The organism is Geothrix fuzhouensis (assembly GCF_024609325.1).
GTDB classification, from domain to species: Bacteria; Acidobacteriota; Holophagae; order Holophagales; family Holophagaceae; genus Geothrix; species Geothrix fuzhouensis.
This window is the reverse complement of sequence record NZ_JANHMQ010000001.1, coordinates 368,137-392,228: the sequence shown is the minus strand read 5'-3', so window position 1 is coordinate 392,228 and position 24,092 is coordinate 368,137. Positions and strand designations below refer to the sequence as shown.

The window sequence follows — 24,092 nt, the reverse complement described above, 5'->3', positions numbered from 1 at the left end:
GCGGCGCACCAGCGCCGCCCTTTTTCATTTACCCTGGTTCCATGAAGATCCTGGCGCTGGGCGATGTGGTGGGGGAACCGGGACGGCGGCTGGTGGAGGCCTTCGTGCCCGAGCTGCGGCGGGAGACCGGGGCTGATCTCGTGATCGTGAACGGCGAGAACGCCGCCCACGGCCACGGCATCACCGACACCATCGCCCGGGAGTGGTTCGACCGCTTCGGCGTGGACGTCATCACCACGGGCAACCACGCCTTCGACGTGAAGGGGATCGAAAGCTACTTCCGCCAGGAACCCCGCCTGCTGCGACCCGCCAACCACCCCCCCGACACGCCAGGGAACGGGTGGGTGAAGCTGCACACACCTTCTGGCGCCGAGGTGCTCGTCATCAACCTCATGGGCCGGGTACACATGCCCGCCTGCGATTGCCCCTTCAGGGGCGTGGACAGCATCCTCCAGAAGGAACGAGCCGACCTCGTGATCGTGGACATGCACGCCGAGGCCACCAGCGAGGCCCAGGCCATGGGCTTCCACCTGGAGGGCCGGGCGACGGCCGTCCTGGGCACCCACACCCACGTGCCCACCCTGGACGCCAAGGTGCTGTCTGGCGGCACAGCCTACGTCACCGACATCGGTATGACCGGCCCCTACGACGGGGTCATCGGCATGAAGAAAGAAGCCAGCATCGGCCGCTTCCTCAGGGTGCAACGTCCCAAGTACGAAGTCGCCGAAGGTGACCTGCAGCTCCACGCGGTGCTGGTCACCACCGAGGGCCGCAAGGCGACCAGCATCGAGCGAATCCTCCGGCGGCTTTGAGCCGCTGAAGGAAGGCCGGCCCTCACTCCTCCATTTTCGGGAACAGCAGGCCAGCCAGGGCGGCACCGAGCAGCGGCGCCACCCAGAAGAGCCAGAGCTGCCCGAGGCCCCAGCCGCCCACGAACAGGGCCGGACCCGTGCTGCGGGCGGGGTTCACGGACGTGTTCGTGACCGGGATGCTGATGAGATGGATAAGGGTGAGGCAGAGGCCGATGGCGATGGGGGCGAAACCCGCGGCGGCTTTCTTGGCGGTGCTGCCCAGGATCACCATCAAGAAGAAGAAGGTCATCACCACTTCCGTCAGGAAGGCCGCACCCAGCCCGTACTTGCCCGGGGAGTGGTCCGCGTACCCGTTGGCCGCGAAGCCGCCAATGGAGGAACCGTTGCCTGTGGCGATGACGTAGAGGATCAGGGACGCAGCCACGGCCCCCAGCACCTGAGCCAGCCAGTAGCCGGCCACGTCCTTGTAGGGGAAGCGCCCGCCCACCGCCAGCCCTAGGGTCACGGCCGGGTTGAGGTGGCAGCCCGAGATGGGACCGATGGCGAAGGCCATGGTCAGCACGGTGAGCCCGAAGGCCAAGGCGACACCGAGGAAGCCGATGCCCACGCCCGGGAAGGTTGCGGCCAGCACGGCGCTGCCGCAACCGCCCAACACCAACCAGAGGGTTCCGAAAAATTCTGCAACCAGACGCTTGCTCACAATGCCCCCTTTGGGAAGAAACAGGCTATGACCGGAAGATCGGGCCCAGTCTAGCCGCCTCCGAGGCGGATTCAAGTACCGGCGGTCAGGACAGTCGCGTCCATCCGTCGAGAAACAGCCCGAAGACTGGATCCGTGGTCATCTTCTGCTGGACCAGGGCGCGGATCTGAGCCTCCTCGGCCTCCATCTGCTCGGGCGTCAGGTGGCCCGAGAGCGTCATGGCCCGCAGCCACACCAGGAAGGTGGTGAGGGCGTCGAACTGGTTGTAGCGGACAATGCCGGCGATGTCTCCGGCCCGCCAGAGGTCGATGACGCTCTTGCCGTCGGTGCCCAGCTTGCCGGGAATGCCGCAGGCCGTGGCCAGCTCATGCAGGGTGGACGAGGCCTTGCCCCAGGCGCCGGTGATCTCACGAAGATCAATGTGCTGGTTGCCGTAGCGGTCGAAGAAGTCGCCGGGTGCCCACTTCTCCGCGCTGCGACCCAGGCCCGGGATGGACAGGCGATGGACCATGGCGCGCTGCACGAGGATGGGCATATCGGCGTCCCGGGAGTTGAAGCCCACCAACTGGGGCTTCCGGTCCCCGAGGGCCACCAGGAAGCGGCGGAGAAGGTCATCCTCCGGAAGCGCCTCCGGCGTTTCCGGAAGAGCGAACAGCTTGTGGTGCACCTCGCCGTGCTTCACCATGCGGATCACCGCCGCGATGGACACCACGCGGCAAAGAATGGTCTTGAGGTAGGGCCGGGGCTCCGCCTCCGTGGCGCCCCCGTAGGCCCAAAGGCGCTCGGTCACCTCCTCATCCGACATCTCCTTCGGTAGATCAAGCACCCGCCGCCCCGTGGCGGGATCCGGCACCCATTCGGCGTCGAAAGCGAAGATCAGAGGATGTGGGGGGCGCAGCATGGCTACTTCTCCAGGGCCCACTTGCCCCCGCCGCCCACGGCGCAGGCCAGGCCCACGAGCAGACGGAAGAGGGCTGGAAGGTTAGCCAGCGGGCCAGCGCCGTGGATCCAACCATGCACCAGGGGCCAGCCCAGCACGGCCACAAGAAGGCCACCGGCCAAGGGCACCCAGATGCCGAGGAGGATCAGGGCGCCGCAGGCCAGCTCGCCCAGGGCCAAGCCCCAGGTGGAGGCGTGGGCCATGCTGATGGCCCCGTGGGCGCGGCGAAGCACCTCGAAACCCTGCACCACTGCCATGCCGCCCACGGCCAGGCGAAGCAGGAGGAGGGCCCAGTCGGTGCGGGTCTTGGAAGCAGCCATGGAATCCTCGGGAATCCTTCATTGTAGGCTGGGAACCTGACAACAGGACCGCCATGCGCCCCACCCTTGCTTTCGACGCCGATGACACCCTCTGGCACAACGAAACCCATTATGCGGAGACCCAAGAGGCCTTCCGGGCGCTGCTGCGTCCCTTCCACGACGATGCGTGGATCGATGCGCGCCTCCATGACACGGAGATGCGCAACCTCCGAAGCTATGGCTATGGCATCAAGGGGTTCACCCTCTCGATGCTCGAAACGGCCCTGGAACTCACCGAGAACCGGCTCGACGGTGCCGGTCTCAGGCAGGTGCTTGAGCTGGGCAAGGCCATGCTGGACAAGCCCGTGGAGCCCCTGCCCGGCGTGACCGAGGTGCTGGCAGAGCTGGCGGAGACCTTCGACCTCATGGTGATCACCAAGGGCGACCTGTTCGACCAGGAGACGAAGCTGGTGAAATCGGGCCTGGGCGGCCACTTCTCGAAGGTGGAGATCGTTTCGGAGAAGGATGAGGCCGCCTACCTCGCCGTGCTCCCAGCGCCACGGCATCCGGCCCGGCGCCTTCACGATGGTGGGCAACTCCGTGAAGTCCGACATCCTCCCCGTGCTGGCCCTGGGTGGCCGGGCCATCCACATCCCGTACCATCTGACCTGGGCGCACGAGGTGGTCCCCAGTCCGGTGGAAGCCCCCTTCCCCGTGCTCGAATCCATCCGGGACCTGCCAGGTCTCCTCGCAGGCTGGTGACCCCGTCCTCCGCTATGATTGGGGGTTGGAGGATTCCCAATCTTGGTATCCGCTCTGCGGATACGCGAGACCTCTCCCGGCAAGGGCTTTGAAGCCCCATCACACACATCCCCCTGTTCACCATTTCCAATGGAGAGGTCGTTATGAGCATCCAGAACATCGGCGTCATCGGCGCGGGCCAGATGGGCAACGGCATCGCCCATGTCTTCGCCCAGGCGGGCTTCAGTGTGCTGATGCAGGACATCAGCGAGGCCTTCGCCGCCAAGGGCGTGGCCACCATCGACAAGAACCTCCAGCGGGGCGTGGACAAGGGCAAGATGACGGCCGAGGAGAAGACCGCCGTCCTGGGCCGGGTCCGCACCACCACCAAGCTTGAGGAACTCGCCGCCTGCGACATCGTCATCGAGGCCGCCACCGAAAAGTGGGAGGTCAAGAAGCAGATCTTTGAGACCCTCGACAAGGTCTGCAAGCCCGGCGCGATCCTGGCCAGCAACACCAGCAGCATCTCCATCACCAAACTGGCCGCGGTCACCAAGCGCCCCGAGGCCTTCATCGGCATGCACTTCATGAACCCGGTTCCGGTGATGCAGCTCATCGAGGTCATCCGCGGCCTGGCCACGGGCGAGGCCACCTTCGACGCGGTGATGCAGCTGTCGAAGAAGCTGGGCAAGACCCCCATCCACTGCAACGACTTCCCTGGCTTCGTCAGCAACCGCGTGCTGCTGCCCATGATCAACGAGGCCATCTACGCCCTCTACGAAGGCGTCGCCTCCGTGGAGAGCATCGACGGCATCATGAAGCTCGGCATGAACCACCCCATGGGCCCGCTCACCCTGGCGGATTTCATCGGCCTGGACACCTGCCTGTTTATCCTCAACGTGCTGCATGAGGGCCTGGGTGATCCCAAGTACCGCCCCTGTCCCCTGCTCATCAAATACGTGGATGCCGGCTGGCTTGGCAAGAAGAGCGGGCGCGGCTTCTACGACTACAGTAAGGCCTGAAACGAGCCTGACGGGCCGTTTCCAGCCCTCCCCAGGTAGAATGGCTGTTTGTATTCCTTGCGAGGTGAAGTCATGGCTACAGCGAAAGTCCGCGAGATCCTGTCCTGGTACAGCTCTGAAAACCCCGGCGTGAAGGCCAACCTTGCCCGCATCATGAACACGGGCCGCCTCGCCGGTACTGGCAAGTTCGTGATCCTGCCCGTGGACCAGGGGTTCGAGCATGGCCCCGCCCGCAGCTTCGCGCCGAACCCCGGCGGCTACGACCCCCGCTACCACGTGGAGCTGGCCATCGAGGCCGGCTGCAATGCCTACGCGGCCCCGCTCGGCTTCATCGAACACGTGGCGTCGGACTATGCCGGAGACATCCCGCTCATTCTCAAACTCAACAACAGCGACAGCCTGAGCAAGGGCAACGAGCCCTGCAGCGCCATCACCGGCAGCGTGGAAGACGCCCTGCGCCTGGGCTGTGCCGCCATTGGCTACACCATCTATCCCGGCAGCGGCGACCGCAACATCCAGTACGAAGACCTGCGCGAACTGATCCTCGAGGCTAAGGCCGTGGGCCTGCCCACCGTGCTCTGGGCCTATCCGCGAGGCGCGGGGCTCAGCAAGGAAGGCGAGACCGCCGTGGACGTGGTGGCCTATGCCGCCCACACCGCTGCCCAGCTCGGTGCCCACATCATCAAGGTGAAGCCGCCCAAGGATCACGTGGAGCAGGCCGAGGCCAAGAAGGTCTACGAGAAGTACGCCATCCCCACCGCCACCCTGAAGGACCGCATCGCCCACGTGGTGCAGAGTGCCTTCAACGGCCGCCGCATCGTCATCTTCAGCGGTGGCGAGGCCAAGGGCACCGAGGAGGTCCTGAAGGAAGTGGCTGAGATCGCGGCGGGCGGCGCGTTTGGTTCCATCATGGGCCGCAACGCCTTCCAGCGGCCGAAGGCCGAGGCTATCGAGTTGCTGCATGCGGTGATGGATTTCTACAAGAAGGCGTAATCGGCTCGGAACGCTTCGCGTTCCGAGATAGGAAAAACGGCGCTTTCGCGCCGTTTTTCTATTTGGCTGGATGTTCGAGGAACCTCAGATCTGGTGACTTCTCCGCTGTGGTCCTTCGCTGCCAGTCGTTCTCGAAGAGGATGGCGGGGTTGCCCTCGGTGTCTTCCACCAGCTCGCCCCAGAACCGGCTGGGTTCGGGCCAGCCGCCCTCGATCCAGCGCGCCATCTGGAAGGCGCGGGGCTCCAGGAGCACGGGGCTGGCGTACTCCTCCTTCAGGCGGTGCTGGAGCACCTCGAACTGGAGGCGGCCGATGGCGCCAAGGATGGGCAAAGGTGCCCCGCCCTTGGGCCAGAAGACCTGCACCACACCCTCTTCCGCGATCTGGCTTAGGCCCTTGAGAAAACCCTTGCGAGCACCAGGATCCGCCAAGCGCACCGAGGCGAACTGCTCGGGCGAGAAGCGCGGCACCGCATGGAACTCGATGGGCCCCGCGGCGCTGAGCACGTCCCCGATGCGGAAGAGGCCGGGGTTGATGAGTCCCAGGATGTCGCCAGGATAGGCCTCGTCCACAATCTGCCGCTCCCGCCCGAAAAACATGTGGGGGTAGTTCAGCTTGATGGATTTCTTCTCGCGCACGTGGAGGGCGTCCATGCCCCGCTCGAACCGCCCGGACACGATGCGCGCGAAGGCCACGCGGTCGCGATGAGCCTTGTTCATGTTGGCCTGAACCTTGAACACGAAGGCCGTGAAGGGCTGTTCGGGGTCCACCTCGCCGCCCTTCATGAGAGGGCGCGGGCCGGGCGAGGGCGCCAGTTCCAGGAATTCCTCCAGGAACTCGGCCACGCCGAAGTTGTTCACGGCCGAGCCGAAGAACATGGGCGACTGCTCGCCGCGCAGGAAAGCCTCCCGGTCAAAGGCGGGCAGCACGTGGTTCATGAGGTCCACATCGTCCTTGAGCTGCTGCAGCTCAGCCGGGGTCAGCAGGGCCGCGATCTCGGGATCGTCCAGCCCACCCTGCCCGGCCACCCGGGCCTTCCGGCCCGCTTTGGCGCGCTCGAACACCTGGATCTGCCCCGTGGCGCGCACGTACACGCCCTTGAAGTCGGTGCCGGATCCAATGGGCCAAGTCATAGGCACGGCGTGGAGGCCGAAGAGCTCCTCCACTTCGTCGATGAGCTCCACGGGCTCACGGCCGGGGCGGTCGAGCTTGTTCACGAAGGTGAAGATGGGGAGCTTGCGCTCGCTGGCCACGCGGAAGAGCTTCTTGGTCTGCTCTTCCACACCCTTGGCACAGTCCAGGAGCATCACGACCGAATCCGCCGCTGTGAGGGCCCGATAGGTGTCCTCGCTGAAATCCTGGTGACCCGGCGTGTCGAGCAGGTTGATGGCCCGGCCCAGGTACTCGAACTGCATGGCCGCCGAGGTGACGCTGATGCCACGCTCCTGTTCGATGCTCATCCAGTCCGAGTGGGCCGCCGCGCCGCCCTCCCGGGCCTTCACGGAGCCGGCCCGGTCGATGGCGCCGCCGTAGAGCAGCAGTTTCTCCGTCAGCGTGGTCTTGCCGGCGTCGGGATGGCTGATGATGGCGAAGGTGCGCCGCCGCTGGATTTCTTCAATAAGAACCATGATTTCCCAGACATGACAAAGCGCGGCGGAAGGCCGCGCTTGTCCATTGTCCCGGGACTGGGCCCGGGACTCAACCCCGGGCCGCCATCCGCCGCTGGATCTCGGCCTCGTCCACATCCTCGATGTGGGTGGCGATCCACCAGTTGTTGCCCCAGGGATCCTGCACTCCAGCGTTGCGGTCCCCATAGAACTGGTCCGAAGGTTCCAGGAGTGAGGCCCCACCGGCCGCCAAGGCGGCCGCATAGGTGGCGTCGGTATCGGGCACATAGAGATAGAAACCTGTAGGCATGGGCTTCCAGGGCTCCTTGGCCTGGGCCACCATCACCATGGAATCACCCATGCGGATCTCCGCATTGGCGATCGACCCATCGGGGCGGACAGTGCGGCTCAGTTCCTCCCCCTGGAAGGCCGCCCGGAGGAAGGTCAGGAACGCCTCCCCGTCCGCGACGACCAGGTAAGGCGTGACCGTGTGGTACCCCGCAGGAATCGGCTCGACCACCATCCACCTCCATGATTCAGCGATCTCCAAAGGGCGCCCCAGCGCCCTTTGGAGCCAGGAACGACTACTTGGTGATCCCAACCTGCTTCAGCATCCACGCTGTTTCGAAGGCCTTGTCCTTCAGCGCATCGTAGCGACCGGAGGCACCGCCATGGCCGGCGGGATCCATCTTGATCTTCAGGAGCAGGGGGTTGGTATCGGTCTTGAGAGTGCGCAATTTGGCGACGTACTTTGCGGGTTCCCAGTACATCACCTGGCTGTCGTTGAAGCTGGTGGTGACGAGGATGGCCGGATAGGCCTGCTTCGCCAGGTTGTCGTAGGGGCTGTAGGCCCGCATGTAGTCGAAGGCCGCCTTCTCGTTGGGATTCCCCCACTCCAGATACTCGCCCACCGTCAGCGGCAGGCTGGCATCCATCATGGTGTTCATCACGTCCACGAAGGGTACGGCGCTATGCACGGCCTTGAACAAGTCGGGCCGCAGGTTGGTGACGGCGCCCATGAGCAGACCGCCGGCGCTGCCGCCCTCGATGACCAGGCGATCCTTGCTCGTCCACTTCTCCTTCACCAGGTAGTCGGCGGAGTCGATGAAATCGGTAAAGGTGTTCATCTTCTTCATGAGCATGCCGTCGTCATGCCAGGCCTCGCCCATTTCGTTGCCACCCCGGATGTGCGTGATGACGTAGACCATACCCCGATCCAGCAGGCTGAGACGGGGGATGGAGAAGCTGGCGGGCATGCCGAAGCCATAGGAGCCATAGGCATACAGGAAGAGGGGCGCGCTGCCATTCCGCTTCAAGCCCTTCTTGTACACCACTGAGAGGGGCACCTTCACGCCATCCCTGGCCGTAGCCCAGAGGCGTTCAGTGACGTACTGGGTCTTGTCATAGCCGCCGAGCACCTCGGTTTCCTTGAGCAGGGTCTGCTTCCCGGTGGCCATATCGCAGTCGTACACGCTCTGGGGCGTCACCATGGACTGGTAGGAGAACCGGAAGGCCCTGGAGGTGTACTCGGGGGTACCACCGGGGAAGGCGGCGTAGACGCTCTCGGGGAAGGTGACATCCTTCCAGGCGCCGGTGTGGATGTCCTGGATGCGGAACCGGTCCAGGCCCTCGCGCTTCTCAGCCACCACCAGGAAGTTCTGGAAGGGTTCCAGGCCCTCGATCAGCACATCGGCCCGATGGGGAATGAACGTCTTCCAATGTTTTGGATCCGGGGTGGCTTCAGGCGCCGTAACCAGGCGGAAATTCTTGGCGCCCTTGTTGGTGCGGATGTAGAAAGTCCCCTCTCGATGCTCCAGTTCGTACTTGTGGCCCTTCTCGCGGGGCAGCAGCACCTTGAAGGTTCCAGCTGGCTTGGAGGCTTCCAGGTACCGGGTCTCCCAGGTGTCTGTGGACTGACTCTCTACCAAGATGTATTTGCGGTCCTTGGTGCGGCCCACCCCAAGCCGGTAGAGCTCATCCTTTTCCTCGAACACCAGCTCCGGCTTGCCCTCCTTGAGATCCAACCGCCAGAGCTGATTGGAGCGCTTCGTGACATCGTCTTCGGTGACGAAGAACAGGTGGCGGGAATCCGACGCCCACGTGAAGGAGGTCACCCGCTCGGCGAGGGGACCTTCCACCTTGCGCGTGGCCAGATCCTTCGTGAAGAGCTTGTACTGGCGAAACCCGGTCGCGTCAGTGCTGAACAGCAGCGTGTGGTCGTCATCGCTCACCGCCATGCCACCCAGGCTGAGGAACTTCAGGCCCTTCGCCAGTTCGTTCTGATCCAACAGGACCTGCTCTGTGGCTTTCTCGTCATAGGTCCCGCCCTTCCCAGCCGCCCGGCGGCACTGGATGGGATACTGCTTCCCTTCCTCAGTGCGAGCGTAGTAGTAGAAGGCGCCTCGGCGCACGGGCACGCTCAGGTCGGTCTGCTTGATGCGCCCCAGCATCTCCTTGTAGAGGGCCTCCGAAAAGGGCTGAAGGTCCTTGGTCATGGCCTCGGTGTAGGCATTCTCCGCATTGAGGTAAGCCACAACTTCAGGATTGGCCTTCTCTCTCAGCCAGAACCAGGGGTCATTCACCTTCTGGCCATGCCAGAGGCTCATATGCTCCTTCTGGGGCGCCCTGGGGGGTGTCTGGGCAGGATCGGCAGCCATGAGACTCACACAGGCGAACAGGGTGGCAGGAAGGAGAAATAATCGGCACATCGTGGAGACCTCACGGCACAAGGTATCACAGAAGAAGAGGGACCTCACTGGGTCCCTCTTCTTGCGTGGATCGCTCTGAAGGCGAAGGTTTCTACTTGGTTTCCAGCACAGGAATGCGCATCCCGTAGAAGGAACGCCACACGAAGACCGCAGAGATCAGGAAGAAGACCAGGGCGGCGATGTGGGCAGTGGCCGGATTCAGTTCGATGGCCAATTCGACAGCCAGGAGGCCGAAGAGGGTCGTGAACTTGATGACCGGATTCATGGCCACCGAGGAGGTGTCCTTGAAGGGGTCACCCACGGTATCGCCCACGACGCAGGCATCGTGGAGGGGGGTGCCCTTGGCCTTCAGCTCGGTTTCCACGAGCTTCTTCGCGTTGTCCCAGGCGCCACCGGCATTGGCCATGAAGATGGCCTGGTAGAGGCCGAAGACGGCGATGGAGATCAGGTAGCCGATGAAGAAGTAATGATTCGCGCAAGCGAAGGCGAGGGTCGAGAAGAACACCGCCAGGAAGATGTTGAACATGCCCTTCTGGGCGTACTGGGTGCAGATCTCCACGACCTTCTTGGAGTCCTCCACGGAGGCCTTGGTGGCACCCGCGTCGAGGTTGATGTTCTGCTTGATGAACTCCACGGCGCGATAGGCACCCGTGGCGACGGCCTGACAGGCCGCGCCGGAGAACCAGAAGATGATGGCGCCGCCGGTGATGATGCCGAGGAGGAAGAGGGGGTTGATGATGGACAGCCCCTCGACCACCTTCAGGGCGCCGAACTTGCCGTTCAGCACCTGAATGATGGAGAAGATCAGGGTGGTGGCGCCTACGACGGCGGTGCCGATCAGCACGGGCTTGGCAGTCGCCTTAAAGGTGTTGCCCGCACCATCGTTCTCTTCCAGGTACATCTTCCCGTTTTCAAAATCGGGTTTGAAGCCGAAATCCTTCCGGATCTCCGCCTCGATGCCGGGGATTTCTTCAATGGTGGAGAGTTCGTAGACGGACTGGGCGTTGTCCGTCACAGGACCGTAGGAGTCCACGGCAATGGTGACGGGGCCCATGCCCAGGAAGCCGAAGGCCACCAGACCGAAGGAGAAGATCGCCGGGGCGGCCATGAAGCCGGCCAGGCCGAAGGTGGACACGAAATAGGCGGCAGCCATCAGGGCGACGATGGTGAGACCCATCCAGTAGGCGGAGAAGTAGCCCGCCACCAAGCCAGAGATGATGTTGAGCGAAGCGCCGCCTTCCTTGGAGGCCGTCACGACCTCACGCACATGGCCGGAGTTGGTGGAAGTGAAGGCCTTCACCAACTCGGGGATGAGGGCGCCGGCCAGGGTTCCGCAGGTGATGATGGTGGAGAGCTTGCACCAGAGGTGGTCGGGGAGATTCCCGATGAGCACCCAGGACAGGACATAGGTCATCACGATCGAAAGGACCGAAGTCAACCAGACGAGCGTGGTCAGCGGGGTCTCGAAATTGAACTTGGTGGCGGCACCGTACTTGGCCTTCGCCCAGAGCCCGTTGATCCAGTAGGACGCAGCGGAGGTCACGATCATGCCGACACGCATGACGAAAATCCACACCAACAGCGCCACCTGGATGGCAGGCTGGGGAACCGCCAGCAGGATGAAGGTGATGAGCGCGACGCCCGTGACGCCGTAGGTTTCGAAGCCGTCCGCCGTGGGGCCCACGGAGTCGCCAGCGTTATCACCGACGCAGTCGGCGATGACGCCGGGGTTGCGGGCATCGTCTTCCTTGATCTTGAAGACGATCTTCATGAGGTCGGAGCCGATGTCGGCAATCTTGGTGAAGATGCCGCCCGCGATGCGGAGGGCGGCGGCACCCAGAGACTCGCCGATGGCGAAGCCGATGAAGCAGGGGCCGGCGGCATCACCGGGAATGAAGAGCAGGATCGCGAGCATGAGGAACAGCTCGACGGAGATCAGCAGCATGCCGATGGACATGCCGGCCTTCAGGGGAATCTCCATGGTCGGGAAGGGTTTGCCGCCCAGGCTGGCGAAGGCCGTGCGGGAGTTGGCAAAGGTATTGATGCGGATGCCAAACCAGGCCACCGACAGGGAACCGAGGATGCCGATGATCGAGAACAGCAGGATCACGATCACCTGGCCCCAACCCATGGGCGTGTGGGCCAGGAATTTGAAGTAGGCGACGATGATGACCGCGATAAATGCCCAGAGCACGGAGATGAACTTGATCTGGGTGACCAGATAGGTCTTGCAGGTCTCGTAGATCAGTTCAGAGATTTCCAGCATGGACTTGTGGACTGCGAGCTTCCGGATCTGGGAGTACTGCACCAGACCGAAGGCAATGCCCAACAGACAGATGAAGAGGCCGATGAGCAGCAGATTGTGCCCCGTCGTTCCCATGAACTGCTGCGCCGGGTCCTTCAACGAGGGAATCTTCAGCTCCGCCTCGCCACCGGCAAAGGCCGGAGGGGCGAGAACAAAGGCGAAGAGCGCCGTCATCCCCCACTTGAAGAGTCTGGTCGACGCCAGAGAGTCGAGGAGACGTTTCATCGTCACCATGGTGGTTCCTCCGTTTGGGTTAAGGAGAGGGAGACTGGAGAGTTGAAGCGGCTGGGAACGGATCATGGCGGCCTGCATGAAAGCGACACAAGCCCCCACCCGGGGGCGCTCCACCAAAGATCAGGTCTAGATCGGGCTTGATTTTAGCGGACGTGGGGTTGTAACCGCAAGACTTCAGGCCGCGGCAACCACACGGGTTCCACCCGCGTGGAACCGAAGATGCACATTGTCACAGCTTCCCTTGGCTCAGCATTAGCGCTTGGAATCGACGAGCGTCCGAAGATAATCGGGTCAGATATGGCCTTGTCGTTGAAAGCGGGCCCCGCCGCAGATCGCGGGCGCTCCGATCCATCTCCCCGTTTTTCAAAGGAGTCCCCCTATGTCCGTTGCTGAACAGAGCATCGCGGGCGCGGAAGCACGCGGCCACGGTTTCCTGGCTTCCTCGGTCGGCCGGAAGGTCGTCATGGCGGCCACCGGCGTCATCCTCTTCGGGTTCGTCACCGTCCATATGCTGGGGAACCTCACGTCCTACCTGGGTGTCACGGCGATGAACCACTACGCCGAGTTCCTGCACACCATGATCCACGGCGGAGGCATCTGGATCTTCCGCGCCGTGCTGCTGACCGCCGTGGGCCTCCACATCTGGGCCGCCACGACCCTCACCCTCGACAACATGGCCGCCCGTCCCACGGGTTATCGCGCCCAGCAGAATGTCGCCTCCACCTGGTCTTCCCGGACCATGCGCTGGAGCGGTGTCATCCTCGCCGCCTTCATCATCTACCACCTTTTGCACCTGACCACGGGCACGGTCCACCCCAACTTCGATCCCACCAATCCGTACGCGAACTTCGTCAATGGCTTCAAGGTGCCTGCCGCCTCGGGTTTCTACATCGTGGCCCAGCTGTGCCTCGGTCTGCACATGTGGCACGGCGTGTGGAGCTTCACCCAGAGCCTTGGTCTGGCCCATCCCCGCTACGACAGGCTCCGGCGCAACTTCGCCACCGGCCTGACCGTCCTCGTGGTGGGCGTGAACATCTCCTACCCCATCGCCGTCCTGACCGGCTTCATCCACTGATCCCAGGGAGCGCTCCATGGAACTCAATGCCCGAATCCCAGACGGCCCGATCGACAAGAAGTGGGAAAAGCACCGCTTTGATCTCAAGCTCGTGAATCCGGCCAACAAGCGGAAATACAAGGTGCTCGTGGTGGGCTCTGGCCTCGCCGGCGGCGCCGCCGCCGCCTCCCTGGCCGAACTCGGCTACGAGGTCGAGTGCTACTGCTACCAGGACAGCCCCCGCCGCGCGCACTCCATCGCGGCCCAGGGTGGCATCAACGCCGCCAAGAACTACCAGAATGACGGCGACAGCGTCTACCGCCTCTTCTACGACACGGTGAAGGGTGGTGACTTCCGGGCCCGCGAAGCCAACGTGCATCGCCTGGCGGAGGTCAGCAACAACATCATCGACCAGTGCGTGGGCCAGGGCGTGCCTTTCGCCCGCGAGTACGGCGGACTGCTGGACAACCGCTCCTTCGGTGGCGCCCAGGTCAGCCGCACCTTCTACGCCCGCGGGCAGACCGGCCAGCAGCTGCTGATCGGCGCCTACCAGGCCCTGGAGCGCCAGATCGGCCTCGGCAAGGTGAAGATGTTCCCGCGCCACGAGATGCTGGACCTGATCGTCGTCGACGGCGTGGCCAAGGGCATCGTCACCCGGAACATGGTGACCGGTGAGGTCGAGTCCCACGTCGCCGATGCGGTCTGTCTGGCCACCGGCGGCTACGGCAACGTCTTCTACCTCTCCACGAATGCCAAGGGCTGCAACGGCACCGCCATCTGGCGCGCCTACAAGAAGGGGGCTGCGTTCGCAAACCCCTGCTTCACGCAGATCCATCCCACCTGCATCCCCGTCACCGGCGACCACCAGAGCAAGCTCACGCTCATGTCCGAATCGCTGCGCAATGACGGCCGCATCTGGGTGCCCAAACGCAAGGAGGACTGCGGCAAGCCCGCCGCCGAGATCGCTGAGGAGGATCGCGACTACTACCTTGAGCGCAAGTACCCCTCCTACGGCAACCTCGCACCCCGCGACGTCTCCAGCCGCGCCGCCAAGCAGGTGTGCGACGAGGGCCGTGGCGTCGGCCCCACCCGGCTCGGTGTCTACCTCGACTTCAGCGATGCCATCAACCGCCTGGGCGCCGCCAAGATCGAGGAGAAGTACGGCAACCTCTTCGAGATGTATGAACGCATCACGGACGAGAACCCCTACAAGACGCCCATGCGCATCTTCCCGGCCAGCCACTACACCATGGGCGGCCTGTGGGTGGACTACAACCTCATGAGCACCATCCCCGGCCTCTTCGTGCTCGGCGAAGCCAACTTCTCCGACCACGGCGCCAACCGCCTGGGCGCCTCGGCGCTCATGCAGGGCCTGGCCGACGGGTACTTCGTGATCCCCTACACCATTGGCGGCTACCTGGCCGGCATCAAGCCCGGCACCCGCATCAAGGCTGAGGATCCGGTCGTGAAGGCGGCGGAGCAGTCCGTGACCGACCGCATGAGCAAGCTCATGTCCATCGGCGGGAAGGAGACCCCGGACCACTTCCATCGTGAGTTGGGCAAGGTCATGTGGGAGATGTGCGGCATGGGCCGCAACGAAGCCGGGCTCAAGAAGGCTCTGGAACTGATTCCGAAGATCCGCGAGGAGTTCTGGACGAACCTCCGCATCCCCGGGAGCAGCGACAACTTGAACCAGTCCCTCGAGATGGCCGGCCGCGTGGCCGACTTTCTGGAGATCGGCGAGCTGATGTGCCTGGATGCCCTCGAGCGCCGCGAGTCTTGCGGCGGCCACTTCCGCGAGGAATGGCAGACCGCGGAGGGCGAGGCCCTGCGCGACGACGAGAACTTCGCCCATGTGGCCGCCTGGGAATACAAGGGCGAAGGCCAGGCTCCGGTGCGCCACACCGAGCAGCTCGCCTTCGAGAACGTCCACCTCGCGACCCGCAGCTACAAGTGAGGAACTGAGCCATGTCCAAAGACCTCAATCTCACCCTTCATGTGTGGCGGCAGAAGAACGCCAAGTGCGACGGCAAGTTCGTCGAGTACCCCGCCGAGAACATCAGCCCCGACATGTCCTTCCTGGAGATGCTCGACATCGTGAACGAGGGCCTCATCCGCAAGGGTGAGGAACCCATCACCTTCGACCACGATTGTCGCGAGGGCATCTGCGGCACCTGCAGCATGGTGATCAACGGGCGCCCCCACGGCCCCCGCGAGCGCACCACCACCTGCCAGCTGCACATGCGCAGCTTCAAGGATGGCGACAGCGTCACCATCGAGCCTTGGCGCGCCGAGGCCTTCCCGGTCATCAAGGATCTGATGGTGGACCGCGGTGCTTTCGATCGCATCATCGCCGCCGGCGGCTTCATCAGTGTGCCAACCGGCTCACCGCAGGACGCCAACGCCCTGCCGATTCCCAAGGAAAAGGCTGAACTTTCCATGGACGCCGCCGCCTGCATCGGGTGTGGGGCTTGCGTGGCCGCCTGCCCCAATGCCAGCGCCATGCTGTTCCTGTCCGCCAAGGTCACCCACCTGGGCCTGCTGCCCCAGGGCCAGCCCGAACGCTACCTCCGCGTTCGCGACATGGTGGCGCAGATGGACGCTGAGCAGTTCGGCACCTGCACCAACCATGGCGAGTGCGAAGCCGCCTGCCCCAAGGGCATCAAGATGGAGAACATCGCGCGCATGAACCGCGACTTCATCAAGGCCAGCCTCACCTACCGTCCCGCCACCGTCGGTGGCGGCGCAGGCTGAACCTGACCCGTTTCCATGCAAACGCCCGGCAACCGCCGGGCGTTTTGTTTCTGGGGCGGCATCCTTCCGAAGTAGGCAGGTCCTGAACGGACACGATCTCGCACAGGGTCGAAGATCAGAGCCCCATAAACGCTCCGATGTTATGGGCGATCCGGACCTCTGGCTCGCTGCTCGCCCAGCACTGGGATCGAGGGCTCGGCCGCCGGTTGGCCCCCCCTCGACGCCATCCCCACCATGACGAAGAACCTCTGTCTGCTCTCGAGAACCAGGCCGGAACCACAACCAACAGAAACCGCCTTCATTCTTCTTTGACTGGGTGCCCACCAAATTCGTGGCGCATCGCCGCCACCAGCCGGTCCGAGAACGACTCGGCATCGCGCGAGCGCAGCCGCTGAATCAGCGCCTGGGTGATCACGGGCGCCGGCACATCCAGATCGATCGCCTCGTCCACCGCCCACCGGCCCTCCCCGGAATCCGCCACATAGGGGGCGATGCCGACCAGGCCGCCCGGCTTCGCCAGCGCGCTGGCAACCAGGTCCAGCAGCCAGGAGCGCACCACGCTCCCGTGCCGCCAGATCTCGGCGATCTGGCGCACATCCAATCCGAATGCCTCCTTGTGGCGGAGGATCGAGAAGCCTTCCGCGTACGCCTGCATCAGCCCGTATTCGATGCCGTTGTGGACCATCTTGGCAAAGTGGCCCGCACCGCACGGACCGACCCGGCCCCAGCCGCCGCCTCCTTCGGGAGCCAGACTCCCGAAGATCGGCCGCAGCCGCTCGATCACCGCCGGATCGCCCCCCACCATCAGGCAGTAGCCTTCGGTGAGCCCCCAGACGCCTCCGCTCGTCCCGCAGTCCAGGAAGTGGATCTGCCTTCCCGCCACCGTCGCTGCCCGGCGCAGCGTGTCCTTGTAATGTGAATTGCCCCCGTCGATGATCACGTCCCCTGCCGAGAGCAACGGCAGCAGAGCGTCGATCGTCTGGTCCACCTTCTCCCCGGCGGGCACCATCAGCCAGAAGACCCGCGGCCCCGGCAGACCGCCCGCCAGCGCCTCCAAGGACCCGGCGACGTCGAGCCCGTGCCCTTGCAGGCGGCCGCGGGCCACGCCATCCGGGTCGAAGCCCACCACGCGGTGGCCGGCTCCCGCCAGGCGCCGGGCCATACCCGCACCCATCCTGCCCAGTCCGATCATGCCGATGTCCATGGTGGCGCTCCTTGGGTTCGATTCAAGCTCCATGAATGGTGAGCCCATGTGCAACGGTGTTGCCACAGCGTCCCCACGGGGGCTATGCTCCAATTATATGGGATCCCAAACGAAATCACCTCCAGGCAGCGACCCGACCACCCGGCGGGTCTTCCAGGCCCTGCGCGCCATCGTCCGGGATCTGCGCCTGGCCTCGACTTCCTGTGAGAAACAGTTCGGTCTGAGCGCCGCCCAGCTGTTCGTCCTTCAGGCCCTCCGCGACCAGCCGGGCATGAGCCTGGGCGAAGTGGCGGCCCGTACGGTCACGGACCAGAGCTCCGTATCGGTCGTGGTCCGGAAGCTCCAGGAGAAGGGTCTAGTCCAAAAGGGGGTCTCCACCGAGGATGCGCGCCGGCTGGAGCTGTCCCTGACGGCCGCCGGGCAGCGCCTGACTGGGCAGACCCCTCCGACGGTCCAGGACCTGTTGATCCGGCGCATCGCCGGCCTGGAGCCCGGGGACCGGGGCCGGCTGGCCGAGTTGCTCGAGCACCTGGTTCCACCAAGCCTGGAGGCCCGGCCGATGTTCTTCGAGGACCCACCGCGCCCGGCACGGGGAGGGAGGAAGCCATGACGGGCGAGCCGCCACCGTTGCAGCAACCCGTGGAAGGCCTCCCCGTGGCCCCCAGCCTCGCACCCACCCTAGAGCAGGCCCGGATCCCCCTCGAGCGGGCCATCGTCGATGGCCGGGTCGCCCTCATCAGCCTGCTCGCCCTCGTCCTGGGCGTGGCCGCGGGGTACCTCGCGGAGCTGCTCGTCCGGCTCATCGGGCTGGTCACTAACCTCGCCTACCACCATCGCTTCTCGACGGAGTTCGCCTCGCCGGCCGGACACCACCTCGGCTGGCCGGCCATCTTCATCCCGGCCGCGGGAGGCATCCTCGTCGGCCTGATGGCCCGGTACGGATCCCGGGCGATCCGGGGGCACGGCATCCCCGAGGCGATAGAACAGGTCCTGCTCAACGAGAGCCGCATCCCGGCCCGCATCACCTTCCTCAAGCCCCTCTCCGCCGCCATCGCCATCGGCACCGGTGGCCCTTTCGGCGCTGAGGGCCCCATCATCGCCACCGGCGGCGCCCTCGGCTCCCTCCTCGGGCAGGTCCTCTCGACCACGGCGCTGGAGCGCAAGACGCTGCTGGCGGCGGGCGCAGCGGCCGGCATGGCGGCCACCTTCGGGTCCCCGGTCTCGGCGGTGCTCCTCGCCGTGGAGCTGCTGCTCTTCGAGATGCGGCCGCGCTCCATCATCCCCGTGGCCCTGGCCAGCGTCGCCGCCACCGGCGTCCGTTTCTCGCTGGTCGGCATCCGGCCGGTCTTCCCCATGCCCACTCTGGGCACCCCCGGCGGGGCCGCCCTGGCCATCTACATCGCCCTCGGCGCCCTGGTGGGTCTGGCCTCGGTCTACGTGACCCGGGCCATCTACTGGATCGAGGACGGATTCGAGCATCTACCCATCCACTGGATGTGGTGGCCCGCCCTCGGTGGCCTTGGCGTCGGCGGCATCGGCTACTTCGTCCCCCACACCATGGGCGTGGGCTACGACAACATCCAGGCCATCCTTTCGGCGAACCTCCTCGGGACCGGCCTTCTGGTCCTGTGCCTGGCCAAGTTCCTCTCCTGGTCCATCGCCCTCGGCAGCGGCACGTCCGGCGGAACGTTGGCTCCCCTCTTCACCCTCGGTGGCGCCCTGGGCGCCCTCCTGGGCGGCCTCATCGCCGCGGCATTCCCGGAGGCAGGCGTGGACCCACGAATTTGCGCGCTGGTCGGCATGGCCGCCATCTTCGCGGGCGCTTCCCGGGCCATGCTCGCCTCAGCCGTGTTCGCCTTCGAGACGACCCTGCAGCCCCTGGGCCTGCTGCCCCTGCTGGGCGGATGCTCCGCCGCCTACTTGATTTCGGCCCTGATGATGCGGAACAGCATCATGACGGAGAAGCTCGCCCGGCGCGGCATCCGGGTCCCCGGGGAGTACTCCGCGGACTTCCTGGATCAGGTCCTGGTCAAGGATGCGGCCTCGAACCCCGTGGTGACCCTGGAGGCAGACCAGCCGCTCGGCTCGGTACGACGCTGGATCGAAGCGGGAGCCGACGGTGCCTCCCACCACGGGTTTCCCGTGGTCGATGGAGATGGCTCCGTGATCGGCGTGCTCACGCGGCGGGACCTACTGGAGGCCTCTCATCCTCCGGAGGCGCCGATCCGGGACCTGATCCACCGGGACCTGGCCGTGGCCTTCGGGGGCAACTCGCTCCGCCAGGCGGCCGACCATATGGTCCGCGAGGCCGTGGGACGCCTTCCCGTCCTGGACGCGGAGTCCAGGCTGGTCGGCATCCTCACGCGGAGCGACCTGCTGGAGGCCCACACGGCAAGGCTGGCTTCCTCAGAGGTTCCGGCACGAACCTTCCAGATCAGGTAGTCACTCCACCAGCGGCTCCACGTGGTAGGGGATGGAGATCACGATGATCTTGGGCATGAGCAGCAACGTGCCCTTGATCCTCATGGCCGTCTGGTTGTGGAGCAGGTTTGCCCACCAGTGCCCGGTGACGAACTCGGGAAGGATGACCGTGATGGTGTATTCCGGCTCTGCCTGCCGCATGCGCTCCAGCTCGTCCACGATGGGCTCGACCACCTTCCGGTACGGGCTTCGGAGGGCCCGGAGGGGAATCCCTTCGCTGTACCTCGGCCAGTCGGATCGCAGTTTCTCCAGCGTGGCACTGTCCCGGCCGTGATCATCTGTGAAGTCGACGGTCAGCGCCTCGACTTCGCCGTGCTCCGCGATGACCTTCGCATAGTTCAAGGATTGCACTACGCCGGCGTGAATGCCGGACACCAGCACAACCACCCGGTTCCGGCGGGGTCCGATGAAGTCCACCCGGCTCGCGGCGAGGATGGACTTGATGCGGATGTAGTGCCGGTGAATGTTGAAGAAAGTCATCACCAGCAGCGGCACAAGCACAATCACGATCCAGGCCCCATGGGCGAAGCGTGTCACGGCGATCACCAGCATGACGATGAGCGTTGTCACCGCCCCCAGGCCATTGATCAGCGCCTTCAGCTGCCAGCCCTTCCCTTTGAGACGGAACCAGCGGCGCACCATACCGGTCTGGCTGATGGTGAAACCAAGAAACACACCCACCGCGTACAAGGGCAACAGGTGGTCTTCCTTCGCGCCGAAGAGCAGAACCAGGAATCCCGCCGCCAGGGACAGGATGAAGATCCCGTTGGAAAAGACCAACCGGTCTCCCTGGCTGGTGAACTGGCGGGGCAGGAATCCGTCCCGCGCATGAAGCGCCGCCAGGCGGGGAAAATCCGCGTAGGCCGTGTTCGCCGCCAGGACCAGGATGGCCATGGTGAAACCGGTAGTGACCAAGTAGATAACCTTCGCAAAGCCGTGGCCCGCTCCGTCCAGGATGAGGCGGGTGAGCTGGGACAGCAGGGTTTCTGCGGAATCCGGATGGTAGGTGAGGCCGTAGTGATTGGCCAGGTACGTGATGCCGAGGAACATCAAACCCAGGATGGTCACCATCGAGGTCATTGTCTTGGACGCGTTGCGCGACACGGGATCCTTGAAGGCCGTGACGCCATTGCTGATGGCCTCCACACCCGTCAAGGCCGTGCAGCCGGCGCTGTAGGCCCGCGCCAGCAGCCAGAGAGCGGCCAGCTTGGTGGTGCCTTCCATGTGGACCGCAGCGGTGTGGACGACCACGGCTTGGCCCGTGGCCACATTCCAGAGCCCCTTGAGCAGGAGGCCCATGATGCAGACCACAAAGCCGTAGGTGGGCACCGAGAAGACCGTCCCGCTTTCCTTCACGCCCCGCAAATTCATGAGCGCGATGAAGGCGATGAGGCCCTCCGCGAGGAAGACGCGATGGGCCGCTAGCCCCGGGAAGGCCGAAACGATGGCCGACACACCCGCCGACACGGATACGGCTACCGTGAGGATGTAGTCGATGAGGAGAGACGCGCCCGCCGTTTGGGCCGCGACCTCGCCCAGGTTGTCCTTGGCCACCAGGTAGGCCCCGCCACCACTGGGGTAGGCGTGGATGGTCTGGCGGTAGCTGACGTTCAGGATCAGCAGCAGCCCCACGATGCCCAGGGCCACCCACCAGGACCAGCCCAGCACGCCCGCGCCGTAGATGGCCACGGCTGCCGTGAGGGGCGCCATGATCTCCTGGGTGGCGTAGGCCACAGAGGACAGCGCGTCCGAACTGAACACCGCCAGGGCGATGGGGTTGCTGATCTTGGTCTCGTGGCTTTCTTCGCTGGCGAGCCGCCGCCCCAGGAGAAGGGTTCTGTAATTGGGCATGCCTTGGTTCCTGGGGCAGTTGGGCCATCTGGGTTGGGCCAGACAGAGTGACGGTACGACCAGCCCGTCCACAAATGCCCGTGCCAGCCAATCCCTAGAGTGGCCAGGAAGGGTGTTAAGAAGGCGTTAGGACTTCAGGCCAGACCTCTGGCCTCTACGACAACTTAACGGTTTCGCCCTGACTCCTAACAGCGCCTTAACGCTGGTCGCAACCATGCTGTTGGACCGGCTGGCCTTCAGAAAGCGGGAAGCCGGGCCTATTCCTCCCTGGCCGTGAAGGCTGGGTCCACCGTAGGAGTCGTCGTGCGCCTGGTGATGCCCTGGTATTTCCCCTTGGCCACGTTGGCCGCCTGGCTGGGCGTCCGTGCGGCGCGTGACCTGCGAACCGAGGGAGAAACCGGGCGGAGGAATGCCTTGTGGATGTTGGTCCTGATGTTCCTTCCCCTCTTCTTCTGGCTGATCGCCCAGTTCATATCTGACTAAGGACTCCTCCAATGAACGCCACCCTTCTCATCGCTTCCATGCTGGCCCTTGGCCTCCTGGGCTACCTCACCTTCGCCCTTCTGCTGCCAGAGAAGTTCCAATGAGCCACGCCTGGTCCCAGAACCTGCTGTACCTGGCCCTGCTCCTGAGCCTGGCCTTCCCCTTGGGGACCTACATGGCCAAGGTTCTGGAGGGCGGACGCACTTTCCTGCATCCAGTCCTCGGGTCCCTCGAGCAAGGCCTCTACCGCCTCATGGGCATCCGCGAGGATGAGGACATGGGGTGGAAGGCCTACGCCTGGTCCATCACCCTCATCAAGCTCCTCGGCCTGGCGGCGGTGTTCCTCCTCATGAAGACCCAGGCCGCCCTGCCCCTCAATCCCGAACACCAGGCCAATGTGGCGACAGGCCTCTCCATCAACACAGCCGTAAGCTTCATCACCAACACCAACTGGCAGGCCTACAGCGGCGAAACGACGTTGAGTTACCTCACCCAGATGCTGGGCCTGACGGTGCAGAACTTCCTCTCGGCTGCCACGGGCATCGCGGTGCTGGTGGCGCTGATCCGGGGTATCACACGCCGCAACGCCACGGGCCTCGGGAATGCCTGGGTGGACCTGGTGCGCAGCACCCTCTACATCCTCCTGCCCATGTCCTTCGTCTTCGCCCTCTTCCTCGTCTCCCAGGGCGTCATCCAGAACCTGTCCGCCTACATCCACACGGCGGGCGGACAAGTACTCGCCATGGGACCCGCAGCCTCCCAGGTCGCCATCAAGATGCTTGGTACCAACGGCGGCGGGTTCTTCGGCGCCAACGCCGCCCACCCCTTCGAGAACAGCTCGCCACTCTCAAATTTCGTACAGATCCTGAGCATCCTCCTCATCCCTGCAGCCCTCTGCGTGACCTTCGGGCACATGGTGAAGGACCGCCGCCAGGGCTGGGCCCTGCTGGCCGCCATGACCCTGATTTTCGTGGGGGCCCTCACCGTCTGCACGCACGCCGAAGTGAAGGGCAACCCCGCCTTGTCCCCCCTGGGCGTGACCCAGGTGGCCAGCCGCGTGGCAGGCCAGGAGCAGCCTGGCGGGAACATGGAGGGCAAAGAGCTACGCTTCGGCCCCGGCGGGTCGGCCCTTTGGGCCACGGCCACCACGGCGGCTTCCAACGGTTCCGTGAACGCGATGCATGACTCCTTCACCCCCTTGGGCGGACTCGTGCCCATGTGGCTCATGCAACTGGGCGAAGTGGTCTTCGGCGGCGTGGGCTCGGGCCTCTACGGCATGCTGATGTTCGCCTTAGTTGGCGTCTTCATCGGCGGCCTCATGGTGGGCCGCACGCCGGAATACCTCGGCAAGAAGGTGGAAGCCTTCGAGATGAAGATGGCCTCCATCGCCATCCTCCTGCCGTGCGCCGCCGTGCTGATCGGGGCAGCCATCTCCGTGCTGGTGGCCAACGCCGCCGCCTCCGTGAGCAACCCGGGACCCCACGGCTTCAGCCAGATCCTCTACGCCTGGAGCAGCGCCTCCAACAATAACGGCAGCGCCTTCGGTGGCCTCAGCGTCAACACACCATTCTACAACTACGGTCTGGCCTTGGCCATGCTCCTGGGCCGCTTCGGCGTCATCTGGCCCGTGCTGGCCCTCTCCGGCTCCCTCGTGAAGAAGAAGCACACCCCCGAGGGCCTCGGCACCCTGCCCACACATACACCACTCTTCGTCGGCGTGCTCGTCGGCGTCGTGCTCCTGGTGGGGGCCCTCACCTTCATTCCCGCCCTGGCCCTCGGCCCCATCGCCGAGCACCTGGCCCTGCGCTGAGGTGATCCATGTCTGTCTCCGCCTCGTCCAGCCACTCTGACGGTTCCCAGCCTTTGCCTCTCCCGAGCGGAGAAGCGAATCCCTGGTTCCGACTC

Annotated in this window: 21 protein-coding genes; 12 read left to right on the top strand and 9 right to left on the bottom strand. The window is 64.7% G+C overall.

Features of this window, described 5'->3' with window-relative positions; translation table 11 throughout:
* The first annotated feature begins 41 nt into the window (after positions 1-41).
* Entirely contained in the window at positions 42-812 is a 771-nt protein-coding gene (locus NOV74_RS01835) for a TIGR00282 family metallophosphoesterase (protein WP_257308750.1), read from the top strand.
* Between the two features lie 22 nt (positions 813-834).
* On the opposite strand, the gene aqpZ is transcribed toward NOV74_RS01835, so the two are convergent.
* The 3 genes from aqpZ to NOV74_RS01820 all read right to left on the bottom strand — a co-directional run bounded on the left by aqpZ (position 835) and on the right by NOV74_RS01820 (position 2,772).
* Positions 835-1,515 carry an aquaporin Z gene (gene aqpZ / locus NOV74_RS01830; protein ID WP_371748414.1) on the bottom strand — a complete coding sequence of 227 codons (681 nt, stop codon included), beginning with the start codon at positions 1,513-1,515 and terminating at the stop codon, positions 835-837.
* Positions 1,516-1,597: 82 nt separating this feature from the next.
* Positions 1,598-2,413, bottom strand: coding sequence for a 3'-5' exonuclease (locus tag NOV74_RS01825; protein WP_257308746.1), 816 nt, complete (start codon positions 2,411-2,413; stop codon positions 1,598-1,600).
* A 2-nt stretch (positions 2,414-2,415) separates the two neighbouring features.
* Entirely contained in the window at positions 2,416-2,772 is a 357-nt protein-coding gene (locus NOV74_RS01820; RefSeq protein ID WP_257308743.1) for a DoxX family protein, read from the bottom strand.
* A 53-nt stretch (positions 2,773-2,825) separates the two neighbouring features.
* On the opposite strand from NOV74_RS01820, the gene NOV74_RS01815 reads away from it, so the two are divergent.
* From NOV74_RS01815 to NOV74_RS01805, 3 genes are all read left to right on the top strand, one after another.
* Positions 2,826-3,605, top strand: a complete 780-nt coding sequence (locus NOV74_RS01815) for an HAD family hydrolase (RefSeq protein WP_257308741.1) — start codon at positions 2,826-2,828, stop codon at positions 3,603-3,605.
* Positions 3,606-3,656: 51 nt separating this feature from the next.
* Positions 3,657-4,514, top strand: coding sequence for a 3-hydroxybutyryl-CoA dehydrogenase (locus tag NOV74_RS01810; protein ID WP_257308740.1), 858 nt, complete (start codon positions 3,657-3,659; stop codon positions 4,512-4,514).
* Between the two features lie 72 nt (positions 4,515-4,586).
* Positions 4,587-5,507, top strand: a complete 921-nt coding sequence (locus tag NOV74_RS01805) for a class I fructose-bisphosphate aldolase (RefSeq protein ID WP_257308739.1) — start codon at positions 4,587-4,589, stop codon at positions 5,505-5,507.
* Positions 5,508-5,565: 58 nt separating this feature from the next.
* On the opposite strand, the gene NOV74_RS01800 is transcribed toward NOV74_RS01805, so the two are convergent.
* The 4 genes from NOV74_RS01800 to NOV74_RS01785 all read right to left on the bottom strand — a co-directional run bounded on the left by NOV74_RS01800 (position 5,566) and on the right by NOV74_RS01785 (position 12,300).
* Entirely contained in the window at positions 5,566-7,134 is a 1,569-nt protein-coding gene (locus NOV74_RS01800; protein ID WP_257308737.1) for a peptide chain release factor 3, read from the bottom strand.
* Between the two features lie 70 nt (positions 7,135-7,204).
* Entirely contained in the window at positions 7,205-7,636 is a 432-nt protein-coding gene (locus tag NOV74_RS01795; protein WP_257308736.1) for a VOC family protein, read from the bottom strand.
* Positions 7,637-7,697: 61 nt separating this feature from the next.
* Complete coding sequence (locus tag NOV74_RS01790) at positions 7,698-9,770, bottom strand: S9 family peptidase (RefSeq protein WP_257308734.1); 2,073 nt, start codon at positions 9,768-9,770, stop codon at positions 7,698-7,700.
* Positions 9,771-9,912: 142 nt separating this feature from the next.
* The gene (locus NOV74_RS01785; protein ID WP_371748413.1) at positions 9,913-12,300 is read right to left on the bottom strand and encodes a sodium-translocating pyrophosphatase; all 2,388 of its coding nucleotides are present in this window, start codon (positions 12,298-12,300) and stop codon (positions 9,913-9,915) included.
* A gap of 439 nt (positions 12,301-12,739) precedes the next feature.
* On the opposite strand from NOV74_RS01785, the gene NOV74_RS01780 reads away from it, so the two are divergent.
* From NOV74_RS01780 to NOV74_RS01770, 3 genes are read left to right on the top strand one after another with little or no spacing between them, the layout of a single operon-like run.
* The gene (locus tag NOV74_RS01780) at positions 12,740-13,435 is read left to right on the top strand and encodes a succinate dehydrogenase cytochrome b subunit (protein WP_257308732.1); all 696 of its coding nucleotides are present in this window, start codon (positions 12,740-12,742) and stop codon (positions 13,433-13,435) included.
* A gap of 16 nt (positions 13,436-13,451) precedes the next feature.
* Positions 13,452-15,371 (top strand): fumarate reductase/succinate dehydrogenase flavoprotein subunit, encoded by a 1,920-nt coding sequence (locus NOV74_RS01775; RefSeq protein ID WP_257308731.1) that lies wholly within the window; start codon positions 13,452-13,454, stop codon positions 15,369-15,371.
* 11 nt (positions 15,372-15,382) lie between these two features.
* Positions 15,383-16,168 carry a succinate dehydrogenase/fumarate reductase iron-sulfur subunit gene (locus NOV74_RS01770; RefSeq protein WP_257308730.1) on the top strand — a complete coding sequence of 262 codons (786 nt, stop codon included), beginning with the start codon at positions 15,383-15,385 and terminating at the stop codon, positions 16,166-16,168.
* A gap of 298 nt (positions 16,169-16,466) precedes the next feature.
* Here the strand turns inward: NOV74_RS01770 and gnd are convergent, their stop codons facing one another.
* On the bottom strand, positions 16,467-17,372 hold the full coding sequence (gnd, locus tag NOV74_RS01765; RefSeq protein ID WP_257308729.1) for a phosphogluconate dehydrogenase (NAD(+)-dependent, decarboxylating): 906 nt from the start codon (positions 17,370-17,372) through the stop codon (positions 16,467-16,469).
* Between the two features lie 97 nt (positions 17,373-17,469).
* Here gnd and NOV74_RS01760 point away from each other — a divergent pair, with 97 nt between their 5' ends.
* Entirely contained in the window at positions 17,470-17,982 is a 513-nt protein-coding gene (locus tag NOV74_RS01760; protein WP_257308728.1) for a MarR family winged helix-turn-helix transcriptional regulator, read from the top strand.
* A complete protein-coding gene (locus NOV74_RS01755; RefSeq protein ID WP_257308727.1) occupies positions 17,979-19,814 on the top strand; it encodes a chloride channel protein in 1,836 nt (611 codons plus the stop codon). The genes NOV74_RS01760 and NOV74_RS01755 overlap by 4 nt, the downstream gene beginning before the upstream one ends.
* Here NOV74_RS01755 and NOV74_RS01750 read toward each other — a convergent pair whose 3' ends face one another.
* Entirely contained in the window at positions 19,815-21,704 is a 1,890-nt protein-coding gene (locus NOV74_RS01750) for an APC family permease (protein ID WP_257308726.1), read from the bottom strand. It abuts the gene before it with no gap.
* A 303-nt stretch (positions 21,705-22,007) separates the two neighbouring features.
* On the opposite strand from NOV74_RS01750, the gene NOV74_RS01745 reads away from it, so the two are divergent.
* From NOV74_RS01745 to kdpA, 3 genes are read left to right on the top strand one after another with little or no spacing between them, the layout of a single operon-like run.
* Positions 22,008-22,187 (top strand): hypothetical protein, encoded by a 180-nt coding sequence (locus NOV74_RS01745; RefSeq protein ID WP_257308725.1) that lies wholly within the window; start codon positions 22,008-22,010, stop codon positions 22,185-22,187.
* 11 nt (positions 22,188-22,198) lie between these two features.
* Positions 22,199-22,291 (top strand): potassium-transporting ATPase subunit F, encoded by a 93-nt coding sequence (locus NOV74_RS01740; RefSeq protein ID WP_257308724.1) that lies wholly within the window; start codon positions 22,199-22,201, stop codon positions 22,289-22,291.
* Complete coding sequence (kdpA, locus tag NOV74_RS01735; RefSeq protein WP_257308723.1) at positions 22,288-23,997, top strand: potassium-transporting ATPase subunit KdpA; 1,710 nt, start codon at positions 22,288-22,290, stop codon at positions 23,995-23,997. Before NOV74_RS01740 ends, kdpA begins: the two co-directional genes overlap by 4 nt.
* Positions 23,998-24,092 lie beyond the last annotated feature (95 nt).